At 73.8% G+C, this 12,710-nt stretch carries 9 protein-coding genes; 7 read left to right on the forward strand and 2 right to left on the reverse strand.

All coding sequences use genetic code 11. The features are described 5' to 3' along the window. Positions 1 to 4: 4 nt before the first annotated feature. The 4 genes from VIW71_RS05975 to sucD all read left to right on the forward strand — a co-directional run bounded on the left by VIW71_RS05975 (position 5) and on the right by sucD (position 6,244). A complete protein-coding gene (locus VIW71_RS05975) occupies positions 5 to 2,614 on the forward strand; it encodes a DUF5682 family protein (protein WP_331620964.1) in 2,610 nt (869 codons plus the stop codon). Between the two features lie 102 nt (positions 2,615 to 2,716). Then, entirely contained in the window at positions 2,717 to 3,874 is a 1,158-nt protein-coding gene (locus VIW71_RS05980; RefSeq protein WP_331620923.1) for a VWA domain-containing protein, read from the forward strand. A gap of 285 nt (positions 3,875 to 4,159) precedes the next feature. Next, positions 4,160 to 5,338 (forward strand): ADP-forming succinate--CoA ligase subunit beta, encoded by a 1,179-nt coding sequence (gene sucC, locus VIW71_RS05985; protein WP_331620924.1) that lies wholly within the window; start codon positions 4,160 to 4,162, stop codon positions 5,336 to 5,338. A 21-nt stretch (positions 5,339 to 5,359) separates the two neighbouring features. Then, on the forward strand, positions 5,360 to 6,244 hold the full coding sequence (gene sucD, locus VIW71_RS05990; protein ID WP_331620926.1) for a succinate--CoA ligase subunit alpha: 885 nt from the start codon (positions 5,360 to 5,362) through the stop codon (positions 6,242 to 6,244). Between the two features lie 53 nt (positions 6,245 to 6,297). Here the strand turns inward: sucD and VIW71_RS05995 are convergent, their stop codons facing one another. Then, complete coding sequence (locus tag VIW71_RS05995) at positions 6,298 to 7,404, reverse strand: hypothetical protein (protein WP_331620927.1); 1,107 nt, start codon at positions 7,402 to 7,404, stop codon at positions 6,298 to 6,300. Positions 7,405 to 7,598: 194 nt separating this feature from the next. On the opposite strand from VIW71_RS05995, the gene VIW71_RS06000 reads away from it, so the two are divergent. Then, positions 7,599 to 8,909, forward strand: a complete 1,311-nt coding sequence (locus VIW71_RS06000) for a DUF6350 family protein (protein ID WP_331620928.1) — start codon at positions 7,599 to 7,601, stop codon at positions 8,907 to 8,909. 300 nt (positions 8,910 to 9,209) lie between these two features. Here VIW71_RS06000 and VIW71_RS06005 read toward each other — a convergent pair whose 3' ends face one another. Next, positions 9,210 to 10,079 carry a hypothetical protein gene (locus tag VIW71_RS06005; protein ID WP_331620929.1) on the reverse strand — a complete coding sequence of 290 codons (870 nt, stop codon included), beginning with the start codon at positions 10,077 to 10,079 and terminating at the stop codon, positions 9,210 to 9,212. Between the two features lie 312 nt (positions 10,080 to 10,391). On the opposite strand from VIW71_RS06005, the gene purN reads away from it, so the two are divergent. Both purN and purH read left to right on the forward strand, forming a co-directional pair. Continuing rightward, positions 10,392 to 11,015: a phosphoribosylglycinamide formyltransferase gene (gene purN, locus VIW71_RS06010; protein WP_331620930.1), complete on the forward strand. Its 624-nt coding sequence runs from the start codon at positions 10,392 to 10,394 to the stop codon at positions 11,013 to 11,015. Further along, a complete protein-coding gene (gene purH / locus VIW71_RS06015) occupies positions 11,012 to 12,658 on the forward strand; it encodes a bifunctional phosphoribosylaminoimidazolecarboxamide formyltransferase/IMP cyclohydrolase (protein ID WP_331620931.1) in 1,647 nt (548 codons plus the stop codon). Before purN ends, purH begins: the two co-directional genes overlap by 4 nt. Positions 12,659 to 12,710: the final 52 nt, after the last annotated feature.

The following is a 12,710-nucleotide window of genomic DNA, read 5'->3' on the forward strand; positions in this document are numbered from 1 at the left end:
AGACCTGGTGCTGCTGGGGGTACGGCACCACGGCCCCGGTTCGGCCCGCGCCGTGCGGGCGGCGCTGGACGCGTACCGGCCGCAGGCCGTGCTCATCGAGGGGCCGCCGGAGGCCGACGCGCTCACCGCGCTGGCCGCCGACCCCGCCATGCGCCCGCCGGTCGCGCTGCTCGCGCACGTCGTGGACGATCCGGCACGGGCCGGGTTCTGGCCGTTCGCCGAGTTCTCCCCGGAGTGGGTGGCGATGCGGTGGGCGGCGAAGGCCGGGGCGGAGATCCGGTTCATCGACCTGCCGGCCGCCCACACGCTGGCCCTGCGGGCGGCCGGGGAGGAGCAGGCCGTCCTCGCGGGGCCGCCCGGCCCCGACGGGGTGACGGTCCCGGAGGGGGTGCCTGGCACTGGGGGAGTGCCTGAGCCCGGAGGGTCGCCCGGTGGCGGTGGCGGTGGCGGTGGCGGTGGCGGTGGTGTGCCCGGTCCAGGCGGGTGGGCGGTTCCCGGAGAAGGGCCCGGCCCGGCCTCGGAGCCCGGCACCGACCGGATCGATGTCGCGGCCGTACGGATCGACCCGCTCGCGGTCCTCGCCGAGACCGCGGGGTTCGACGACCCGGAACGGTGGTGGGAGGACGCCGTGGAACACCTCGGCGGGGCGGAGGGCGAGGACGCGCTCACCCCGTTCGAGGCGCTCGCCGAGGCGATGGCCGTGCTCCGGGAGACGTACGGCGACGGCGGTTACGACCAGGACCCCCTGCGGGAAGCCCATATGAGGCTGCGGGTCCGTGAGGCGCGGCGCGTGCACGAACGGACGGCCGTGGTGTGCGGGGCCTGGCACGTCCCCGCGCTGACGGTACGGACGACGGCCGCCGCCGACCGGGCGCTGCTGAAGGGCCTGCCCAAGGCCAAGGTGGAGACCACGTGGGTGCCGTGGACGCACCGCCGGCTGGCCCGGGAGAGCGGATACGGCGCCGGCATCGACTCGCCCGGCTGGTACCGGCACCTCTTCACCTCGCCCGACCGTCCGGTCACGCGGTGGATGACCAAGGTCGCCGGCCTGCTCCGGGACGAGGACCTGCCGGTGTCGTCGGCCCACGTCATCGAGGCGGTACGGCTCGCCGACACGCTCGCCGCGATGCGCGGACGCCCGCTCCCGGGGCTCGGCGAGAGCACCGACGCGATCAGGGCGGTGATGTGCGACGGCTCCGACGTGCCGCTGGCGCTCATCAGGGACCGGCTGGTGGTCGGGGACGTGCTCGGCGAGGTACCGCCGGACGCGCCCGCGGTGCCGCTCGCCCGCGACCTGGTCCGCGAGCAGCGCAGGCTGCGCCTCAAGCCGGAGGCGCTGGAACGGGAGCTGGAGCTGGACCTGCGCAAGGACATGGACGCGGCCCGCAGCCAACTCCTGCACCGGCTGCGGCTGCTCGGCATCGACTGGGGCGAACCGGCCCCGGTCCGCAACGGAAGGGGGACGTTCCGGGAGACCTGGCGGCTGCGGTGGGAGCCGGAAGCAGCCATACGGGTCGCCGAGGCCGGCATCTGGGGTACGACCGTGCAAGCGGCGGCGACGGCCCGCGCGGAGGACGCGGCGGTGCACGCCTCGGCCCTGGCGGAGGTCACGTCGGTGGCCGAGCGGTGCCTGCTGGCCGGGCTTGCCGACGCCCTGCCCACGGTGATGCGGGTGCTCGCCGACCGCGCCGCCCTGGACGCGGACGTCGCGCACCTCGCCGCGGCGCTGCCCGCCCTGGTCCGCGCGGTCCGTTACGGCGACGTCCGCGGCACCGACTCCGCCGCCCTCGCCCGGGTCGCGGAGGGCCTCGCCCAGCGGATATGCGTCGGCTTCCCCCCGGCCTGCGTCGGCCTGGACGCGGACGGCGCCGCCGCACTGCGCACCCACCTGGACGAGGTCCACCGCGCGATCGGCCTGATCCCGGAACCCCGCCGGCCGCACCCACCCGCCGCGGAGCCGGCTCCGCCGCCGGTCGTGGGACCCGACCCGGATTCCGGGTTCCGGTCCACACACGACGCCGCCGCTCCGGGTGCCCCGGCTGCGGTGGGTGGCAGCGACCTCCGGAACCGGTGGGCCGGGATGCTGCGGGCGCTCGCCGAGCGGGACGGAGCGATACCCGGGTTGCTGAGGGGGGCCGCCGCGCGGTTGCTGATGGACGACGGGCGGTTGGGCGCGGAGGAGGCCGCGCGGTTGATGGGGCTCGCGCTGTCGCCCGGGACCGGGCCGGCCGAGGCGGCGGCGTGGGTGGAGGGGTTCCTGGCGGGAGGCGGGATGCTGCTCGTTCACGACGAGCGGCTGCTCGGGCTGGTGGACGGGTGGCTGGCGGGGGTGAGCGAGGAGGCGTTCACGGACGTACTGCCGTTGCTGCGGCGGACGTTCGCGGAGTTCGAACCCGGAGTGCGGCGGACCGTGGGCGAGTTGGTGCGCCGCGGCCCGACCGGCCCACGGCCTCGGGCCACCTCCACGGAGTCCGGGCTCCCCGGTTTCGGCCCCGGCCTGGACCGGACCCGCGCGGACGCCGCCATCCAGACCGTACGACTGCTGCTCGGCACGATCACCACGACAGACCTCGCCATGGCGACCGACCCGTCCGCGCCGAGCGACCCGCTGTGACCGGCGAACCTCGCGAACCGACCTCGCCCCACCGTCGACCCCCCGACCCGCCCCCAACCCGCCCCCCGACCCACCCCCCGACCCACACGGAGGACCCCGAACATGACTGACACGGATGAGCGGCTGCGGCGCTGGCGGCTGGTGCTCGGCGGTGGTGCGGCCGAGGGGACCGGGCATGAGCTGTCGGGGCGGGACGCGGCGATGGACCGGACGCTGACGGCGCTGTACGGGGCGGGGCGGAGCGGGACGGGCTCCAACGGCCGCAGCGGGGAGCGGACGGCCGGGCTCGGGGGATCCGCGCCCCAGGTGGCGCGGTGGCTCGGGGACATCCGGACGTACTTCCCGAGTTCCGTCGTCCAGGTGATGCAGCGGGACGCCATCGACCGGCTGGGGCTGTCCGCCCTGCTGCTGGAACCGGAGATGCTCGAAGCGGTGGAGGCGGACGTGCACCTGGTGGGCACCCTGCTCTCGCTGAACAAGGCGATGCCCGAGACGACCAAGGAGACGGCTCGGGCCGTGGTGCGGAAGGTCGTGGACGACCTGGAGAAGCGGCTCGCCACCAGGACGCGGGCCACCTTGACGGGCGCACTCGACCGTTCCGCGCGGGTCAGCCGGCCCCGGCACCGGGACATCGACTGGGACCGTACGATCCGGGCCAACCTCAAGCACTACCTGCCCGAGCACGGCACGATCGTGCCCGAGCGCCTGATCGGGTACGGCCGCGCCGACCAGGCCGTGCGGAAGGACGTCATCCTGTGCATCGACCAGTCGGGGTCGATGGCCGCGTCCGTCGTCTACGCCTCCGTCTTCGGCGCCGTACTCGCCTCGATGCGGACCATCGACACCAAGCTCGTCGTCTTCGACACCGCCGTGGTCGACCTCACCGAGCAGCTCGACGATCCGGTGGACGTCCTGTTCGGCACCCAGCTCGGCGGCGGCACCGACATCAACCGCGCGCTGGCGTACTGCCAGTCCCTGGTCACCCGTCCGGCGGAAACCGTGGTCGTACTGATCAGCGATCTGTACGAGGGCGGGATTCGTGACGAGATGCTGAAGCGGGTGGCGGCGATGAAGGCGTCCGGAGTGCAGTTCGTGGCGCTGCTGGCGCTGTCGGACGAGGGCGCGCCCGCGTACGACCGGGAGCACGCGGCGGCGCTCGCCGCGCTCGGGGCGCCCGCGTTCGCCTGTACGCCCGACCTGTTTCCCGAGGTCATGGCCGCCGCCATCGAGAAGCGACCGTTGCCGATACCCGAGGCGTGAGCGGGTACCGGACGGCGATCTGTGACCGTTCTCACCGCTCACATGCGATCCGCGATTTAGGCCCCCACGGCATGCGGCGATAACCTGCAAGACGGACATGCCGCGTACTCGGTCACCGTGTGCGCTTCCCTTGTGACAGTGCAGTCGCCCTGCCCGTAGCGGCACGCCCAGGCAGATCAGGCAGATACGCCAGAGACGGCGGACCAGGCAGCGTTGCACTTCGGGCGACAGCCGCCCTGCGAACGCCGAATCCACGAAAACCAGGGAAAAGGGAGACGGACGCGCGTGGACCTGTTCGAGTACCAGGCGAGGGACCTCTTCGCCAAGCACGGGGTACCGGTGCTGGCCGGTGAAGTCATCGACACGCCTGCGGCGGCGCGCGAGGTGGCGGAGCGACTCGGCGGCCGGGCGGTCGTCAAGGCGCAGGTCAAGGTGGGTGGCCGGGGCAAGGCCGGCGGCGTGAAGCTGGCCGCCGACCCGGCCGACGCGGTCGCCAAGGCCGAGGCGATCCTGGGCATGGACATCAAGGGCCACACGGTCCACAAGGTGATGCTCGCCCAGACCGCGGACATCAAGGAGGAGTACTACGTCTCCTTCCTGCTGGACCGCACCAACCGCACCTTCCTCGCCATGGCCTCCGTCGAGGGCGGCGTGGAGATCGAGGTCGTCGCCGAGGAGAACCCCGACGCCCTGGCCAGGATCCCGGTGGACGCGCTGGAGGGCGTGACCGCGGCGAAGGCCGCGGAGATCGTCGCCGCCGCGAAGTTCCCGTCCGACGTCGCCGACCAGGTCGCCGATGTGCTGCAGCAGCTGTGGACCGTCTTCATCAACGAAGACGCCCTGCTCGTCGAGGTCAACCCGCTGGTCAAGACGGGTGACGGGCTGATCGTCGCGCTGGACGGCAAGGTCTCGCTGGACGAGAACGCCGCCTTCCGGCAGCCCGACCACGCGGCGCTCGAGGACAAGGCCGCCGCCAACCCGCTGGAGGCGCAGGCCAAGGCCAAGGGCCTCAACTACGTCAAGCTCGACGGCCAGGTCGGCATCATCGGCAACGGCGCGGGCCTGGTCATGAGCACCCTGGACGTCGTCGCCTACGCCGGCGAGGCGCACGGCGGCGTCAAGCCCGCCAACTTCCTGGACATCGGCGGCGGCGCCTCCGCCGAGGTGATGGCCAACGGCCTGGAGATCATCCTCGGCGACCCGGATGTGAAGTCGGTCTTCGTCAACGTGTTCGGCGGCATCACCGCCTGCGACGAGGTCGCCAACGGCATCGTCCAGGCGCTGGAACTGCTCAAGTCCAAGGGCGAGGACGTCACCAAGCCGCTGGTGGTCCGCCTGGACGGCAACAACGCGGAGCTGGGTCGCAAGATCCTCTCCGACGCCAACCACCCGCTCGTGCAGCGCGTGGACACCATGGACGGCGCGGCCGACAAGGCCGCCGAGCTGGCCGCGACTGCGAAGTAAAGGACGAGGACACCGACAACCATGGCTATCTTCCTGACCAAGGACAGCAAGGTCATCGTCCAGGGCATGACCGGCGCCACCGGCATGAAGCACACCACGCTGATGCTCGCCGACGGCACCGACATCGTCGGCGGCGTCAACCCGCGCAAGGCAGGCACCACCGTCTCCTTCGACCAGGGCGATGTCCCGGTCTTCGGCACCGTCAAGGAGGCCATGGAGGCCACCGGCGCGGACGTCACCGTGATCTTCGTCCCGGAGAAGTTCACCAAGGACGCGGTGGTCGAGGCCATCGAGGCCGAGATCCCGCTCGCGGTCGTCATCACCGAGGGCGTCGCGGTGCACGACACCGCCGCGTTCTGGGCACTCGCCCAGGCCAAGGGCGGCAAGACCCGCATCATCGGCCCCAACTGCCCCGGCCTGATCACCCCCGGCCAGTCCAACGCGGGCATCATCCCCGGCGACATCACCAAGCCCGGCCGCATCGGCCTGGTGTCGAAGTCCGGCACGCTGACCTACCAGATGATGTACGAGCTGCGCGACATCGGCTTCTCGTCCGCGGTCGGCATCGGCGGTGACCCGATCATCGGCACCACGCACATCGACGCGCTCGCCGCCTTCGAGGCCGACCCCGACACCGACCTGATCGTGATGATCGGCGAGATCGGCGGCGACGCGGAGGAGCGGGCCGCGGCCTACATCGACAAGAACGTGACGAAGCCGGTCGTCGGCTACGTGGCGGGCTTCACCGCGCCCGAGGGCAAGACCATGGGCCACGCCGGCGCCATCGTCTCCGGCTCCTCCGGCACCGCCCAGGCCAAGAAGGAGGCCCTGGAGGCGGCGGGTGTCAAGGTCGGCAAGACGCCGTCCGAGACGGCGCGGCTCGCGCGGGCGCTCCTCGCGGGCTGACCTGCCACGACCGGGCCGGGCTTCGGCATACGGCTCCGGACCACGGCGGCGGATCACGGCGTGACGGCGTGGGTCCGTTCCCCGGCCGGGGGCGGGCCCACGCCGTCGTGCTGCCCGGAACCGGAGGGAGCCGAGCCGGAACCGGAGGGAGCCGAGACCGCGCCGGGACCCGGGCCGGGAGCCGGAGAGGGCGCGGGGGCGGGAGCCGGCGAGGGCGCGGGGGCGGGGGCGGGTCCGACGAGTACGGTCACCATCGTCGCCACTGCGATCAGCGCGGTCAGCGCGAACACACCGACCGTACGGCGCCGCACCCCACGCTCGCTCGCGTCGCGTACGTCCGCCGCGCCCAGCGGCGGTTCGCGGTCCAGGCCGCGGCCCAGCAGTGCGACGAGTTCGATGGGCAGCCTCGCGTCGTCCATGTCCGGTACGGCCGCGGTCAGCGCCTCCCGGGCCCGCGCGATCCGTTCCGCCGTCGCCGCCGTGCTCGCCTCGGCCTCCGCTGCCGCCGCCCGCAGGCCCAGCCCGAGCCCGTCGTGGAGCAGGACGGCCCGGCGGTGGGCGGGCTGCAGGTCCAGCAGCGCAGCCCCCAGTTCGCCGTCGGGGGTACGGGGGTGCGGCCGGTGGCCCGGCACCCAGCGCCGCCAGGGCGCGAGCGCGTACTCGTACGCCGCCGCCCGTACCCAGCCCACCGGGTCGGCGTCCCGCGCCACCTCCGGCCACCGCTGCCACGCCAGGTCGAACCCGCGGGCCATCGCCTGACCGGCGAAGACGGGGTCTCCGGTGAGGAGTTCCAACTGACGCAACAGGGCGGTGGCCGTCCGCGCGTAGAGGGCGTCGAACGCGGCTTCCGGGGTGCGCGGGGGAGTGGGGCGAGGGGCGGTCGTGGCGACGGGGTGGTAGGTACGGGGCGGGGTGTGGCCGGTACGGGGCTTCGTGGCGTGCTTCGTACGGGGCCGGTGGGCGGTGGCGGTTCCGGCCGCGGCGGTCGCCGTCGGGGCCGCGTCGGTTGCCCCGGAGGCCGGTGCGGAGGTGCTGGTCGGCGCGGTGTCGTGCGGGGCGGACTCGCGCTGCGTGGTGGAGGGGCGGGGCCGGCGGGGTTTGCGCGGACGGTTGGACTTGCGGCGGGCCGAGGAGGAGGACTTCTTGCGGGGCGCGGTCACCGTGCCGCCTGCCTTCTGCCGTCGACGCGGGCCGGGCCGGGCCGGCCGGACAGTCCCGGCCCGTCGGCACGCACCGCACCCTTCCACGCGTGTGATGGTCCGAAAAAAAGACACATAACGCTCATCATGTGCGACACGACGATCTTTCGCCTGGTACCGGGGCAAATGGAGTGGTGTTGGCACGATGGGACACTGTGACCGATACGACCGACGGCACCGTCCCGGCCTTCCGCACCGAGGGCGCTTCCTTCCAGGACCAGGCCGCTCCCTTCCAGGGCGAGGGGGCCGGGCACGCCCGGTGGGGCGCGGCCCGCGTGTCCGGCCTCGCCGCGGGCGCGGTCGCCGCCGGGCTCGGGCTCGGGATGCCGGTGGCCGTGGTCCTGCTGCTGTGGATCGCTTCGCCCTTTCCCGACGGCGGGCTCGACGGGGCGTTGCACCTCGGGGCCGGGTTGTGGCTGCTCGCGCACGGCGCGGAACTCGTCCGTACCGGGACGCTCTCCGGCGACTCCGCGCCGATCGCGGTGACGCCGCTGCTGCTCAGCGCGCTGCCTGCGTGGCTGCTCCACCGGGGTACGGCGTCCGCGGTCGCCGCCGAGGAGGCGGCGGACGCGCGGGAGGCGGCGGTCGTGGCCGGACGGGTGCTCGCGGGGTATCTCGGGGTCGCCGCGATCGCGGTCGCCTACGCGATGACCGGACCCGCCCACGTACGGCCGCTGACCGCCCTGTACGTCCCGTTCTTCGCCGCGGCCGTCGTGGGGTGCGGGGCGTGGTCGGGGCGCGGACGTCCGCTCGTGGAGTCGTCCGGACACCGGGAGGAGGCCGCCGCGGCGCTCCGGTTCGCGGGCATCGGCACGGGGCTGCTCCTCGGGGGCGGGGCACTCCTCGGAGCGGTGTCGCTGGGGTGGCACGCGGGGGCCTCGGGGAGTACGTACGCGCAGCTCGGCGGCGGTGTGTCCGGGCGCCTCGCCGTCCTCCTGCTGGCCGTCGCCCTCGTGCCGAACCTCGCGGTGTGGGGTGCTTCCTACTCCCTCGGCGCGGGCTTCTCCGTCGGCGTCGGCACGTCGGTGGCCCCCGCGGGTGCCTCGGGTCATCCCCCGCTGCCCGACTTCCCGCTGCTCGCTGCCGTACCGGGGCCCGGCGGCGGAGTGGGGTGGGCGGCCCTCGCGGTGCCCGCGGTCGCGGGCGGAGCCCTCGCGTGGTGTGCGGGGCGAGCGGGGTGGGACGTCCGGCGCACCCTGCGGGTGACCTGTGCGTCGGCGCTCTGCTCCGGAGCGGGGTTCGCGGTTCTCGCCTCCTGGTCGGGCGGTCCGCTGGGTACGGGGCTCCTCGCGGAGTTCGGTCCCACGTGGTGGCGGGCGGGAGGGCTGGCGGCCGGCTGGGTCCTGGCCGTCGGCCTCCCGGGCGCCCTGATCCTCCGCCGTACCGCGCCGCCGCCTTCCGTCCCGTCCCCCTCGTGGCGCACCCTCGCCCGATCCCTCCGCCCGGCCCCGCCCCCGGAACCGTAGGGATTGCGGCGTGTTCGGCACCGCCGGTCCGCGTCGTCGGGGTCCTCGTCGTGGCTGCGGGAAGGCGGTTCGTACGCCGGAGAAGGGCTGGTACGGGCACACCCCCCGGCACCCTCCCCGGGTACTCCCTGTCCCGGGGCGAAGGGGCCGACCCTTGCGGCCGCCGCAGCGGCGGCCGCAAGGGTCGCGCGGTCCGGTGGTGCCGACCGGCACCACGACCCTTCCGCGGGCGGAGAAGGGTTGGTGCGGCAAGCCCTCTTGCGGCTGTAGCCCGGAGGCTTGCCGGCTGTCGCCCGGGGCTTACTCCTGGAACGCGGGGAGGTCGCGGAAGGGCTCGGGGAGGAGGCGTTCGCAGGCCTGGGACGCGGGAGTGGTGAGGGCGTCGGCCTTGCAGCTGTAGTAGTCGCGGTAGGCGAACTGGAAGGAGTAGGTGGCGGCGACCAGGGCGAGGGTGATCGCGGAGGTGATGATGCCGGTCCAGGCCGCGGTGAGGAAGGAGCGCTGCGCGTCGGGACCGGGGGCGGGCGGGGCCGGGCGGGGGGTCTGGGTGGCGTCCGCCAGGGCGGAGGCCGCCGAGGCGCGGGCCGAGGCACGGGCCTCCGGGGACATCCGGAGCGCGCTGATCCCCCAGTAGAGGGCGAGCGCGCCCAGCAGGAGGCCGACGCCGGTCCACCCGAGGAGGGCGAAGATCAGGCCCCAGCCGCCGCACACCAGGGCGTAGCGGGACCGCCGCTGCGCCGGATCGGTGGGATCGAACCGCGGCCCCGTACCCTGCGGGCCGGTGGGTCCGCCGTCCGGGCGGCGGGCGAACGGGTCCGACCGTCCCGACTGCGGCTGCCGGCTGCTCCACTGGCTGCCCCACGCCGGGGGCGGCGGCGGAGTGCCCCCGCTGCCCTCGCCGCCGTTCTCCGTGTCGGTCCCGGAGGAGCCGGAGGAGCCGGAAGCCCCGGACGACCCCGGAGCCCCCGACGGCCCGGAGGACCCCGAGGACCCGGAACCTCCCGATGCCTCCGGCGTCACCGGAACCCCCGTGACCTCCGGCTCCCGCGGCTGCCATGGGCGGTCCGGCGCCCCCGCCGGCGGCGGCGCGAACGGGTCGTCCCGCTGATCGCCCTCGGGCGCGCGCAGCGCGAGATGAATACGGCCGCTGCTCATGATGTGTTGCGCCATCCCCTTGGGCTCGACTCCTCGTGGCGGGTGCGTACTGGCAAGCGAGGGCGTCGTCGCCTCGCCCGGACCCACGCGCCGGGGCGCGCGCGTCGTACCGCTCTCCGGCAGACGCTACCGCTCGCGCGCTCCCCCGTCCCGTGGGGGCCGCCCGGAGTGCCGGTATCGTTGCTGACGGTCGGTGGTCTCGTAGGGTTCCCCGGAATCCGAGCGGCCTCCACCTCGTACGATCATCCGAAGAGTTCGTGCGACCAAGATCCACCCGAACCATAGATCACAGCACCGCACCCCGAGAATCCGAGAGAGACCCAGCCCGTGGCACCCCGCACTCCCGCCCGCCTTGTCGTCCTCGTCTCCGGTTCCGGCACGAACCTCCAGGCGTTGCTCGACGCCATCGCGACCGACCCCTCCTACGGCGCCCGGATCGTCGCCGTCGGCGCTGACCGCGACGGCATCCAGGGCCTCGAACGGGCCGAGCGCGCCGGCCTGCCCGTCTTCGTGGTGAAGGTCAAGGACTACGACAGCCGCGCCGCCTGGGACCTGGCCCTCGCCGAGGCGACCGCGGCGCACGATCCCGACCTGGTGATCTCCGCGGGTTTCATGAAGATCGTCGGCAAGGAGTTCCTGGCCAGGTTCGGCGGACGCCTCATCAACACGCACCCCGCGCTGCTGCCGAGCTTCCCCGGTACGCACGGCGTACGCGACGCCCTCGCGTACGGCGCCAAGGTGACCGGCTGCACCGTCCACTTCGTCGACGACGGCGTCGACACCGGCCCGGTCATCGCGCAGGGGGTGGTCGAAGTCCGGCCGGACGACACGGAGGAAGCGCTCCACGAGCGCATCAAGGACGTCGAGCGGCGACTGCTCGTCGACGTCGTAGGGCGGCTGTCACGCGACGGCTACCGCATCGAGGGACGAAAGGTTTGGATTCCGGCATGAGCGCCGACGTTACGAACGCGACGGGCACCCAGGAAACGCACGCACAGACCGGTACCGCCGCCGGCTCGCGCAAGGCCATCCGCCGCGCCCTGATCAGCGTCTACGACAAGACCGGTCTGGAGGAACTGGCCCGCGGCCTGCACGAGGCGGGCGTCGAGCTGGTGTCCACCGGCTCGACCGCCGCGCGCATCGCGTCGTCCGGCGTGCCGGTCACCAAGGTGGAGGAGCTGACCGGCTTCCCGGAGTGCCTGGACGGCCGGGTCAAGACGCTGCACCCGCGCGTGCACGCCGGGATCCTCGCCGACCTCCGCCTGCCCGACCACCAGCGGCAGCTCGCCGAGCTGGGCGTCGAGCCCTTCGAGCTGGTCGTGGTGAACCTCTACCCGTTCCGCGAGACCGTCGCGTCCGGCGCGAGCGACGACGAGTGCGTGGAGCAGATCGACATCGGCGGCCCCTCGATGGTGCGCGCCGCCGCCAAGAACCACCCCTCGGTCGCGGTCGTCACCAGCCCGCGCCGGTACGCGGACGTGCTCGCCGCGGTACGGGCGGACGGCGGCTTCGACCTGGCCGCGCGCAAGCGGCTGGCCGCGGAGGCGTTCCAGCACACCGCCGCGTACGACGTGGCCGTCGCCTCCTGGTTCGCCGAGAGCTACGCGGCCGACAGCGCCGCGGAGAACAGCGGCTCCGCCGCGGGCGCCTTCCCCGACTTCGCCGGCGCCACGTACACCCGGCTGAACACCCTGCGCTACGGCGAGAACCCGCACCAGGGCGCCGCGCTCTACGGCGACGGTTCGGGGGCCGGGCTGGCCGGCGCGGAGCAGTTGCACGGCAAGGAGATGTCGTACAACAACTATGTGGACACCGAGGCCGCGCGCCGGGCCGCGTACGACCACGACGAGACCTGCGTGGCGATCATCAAGCACGCCAACCCCTGCGGGATCGCGCTCGGTGCCGACGTCGCCGAGGCGCACCGCAAGGCGCACGCCTGCGACCCGCTCTCCGCGTTCGGCGGTGTGATCGCGGTGAACCGGCCGGTGTCGGTGGCGATGGCCGAGCAGGTCGCGGAGATCTTCACCGAGGTGATCGTCGCGCCGGCGTACGAGGACGGCGCGGTCGAGGTGCTCGCCCGCAAGAAGAACATCCGGGTGCTGCGGTGCGCGCAGGCGCCCGAGCAGACCACGGAGTACCGGCCGATCGAGGGCGGCGTCCTGGTCCAGGTCAGGGACCGGCTCCAGGCCGAGGGCGACGACCCGGCCACCTGGGCGCTGGCCACCGGCGACCCGCTGGGCGCCGACGAACTGGCCGAACTCGCCTTCGCCTGGCGCGCCTGCCGCGCCGTGAAGTCCAACGCGATCCTGCTCGCCAAGGACGGCGCCACGGTCGGCGTCGGCATGGGCCAGGTCAACCGGGTCGACTCCGCCAAGCTCGCCGTCCAGCGGGCCGGCGCCGACCGCGCGTCGGGTTCGTACGCGGCCTCGGACGCCTTCTTCCCGTTCCCCGACGGCTTCGAGGTGCTCGCCGCCGCGGGCGTCAAGGCGGTGGCCCAGCCCGGCGGTTCGGTCCGCGACGAGCAGGTGGTCGAGGCGGCGCGGAAGGCGGGCGTGACGATGTACCTCACCGGGACGCGCCACTTCTTCCACTGACATCCCCGGTATGCCGAAGGCCGGTCCCGTAACCGTGCGGGACCGGCCTTCG

The sequence above is a fragment of the Streptomyces sp. genome (assembly GCF_036524955.1).
GTDB lineage: Bacteria > Actinomycetota > Actinomycetes > Streptomycetales > Streptomycetaceae > Actinacidiphila.

Bases quoted from the DNA above. Each gene is read 5' to 3' on its own strand.
- VIW71_RS05980 (WP_331620923.1), top strand. From the start codon at position 2,717: ATGACTGACACGGATGAGCGGCTGCGGCGCTGGCGGCTGGTGCTCGGC.
- sucD (WP_331620926.1), top strand. From the start codon at position 5,360: ATGGCTATCTTCCTGACCAAGGACAGCAAGGTCATCGTCCAGGGCATG.
- VIW71_RS06005 (WP_331620929.1), bottom strand. From the start codon at position 10,079: ATGGCGCAACACATCATGAGCAGCGGCCGTATTCATCTCGCGCTGCGC.
- purH (WP_331620931.1), top strand. From the start codon at position 11,012: ATGAGCGCCGACGTTACGAACGCGACGGGCACCCAGGAAACGCACGCA.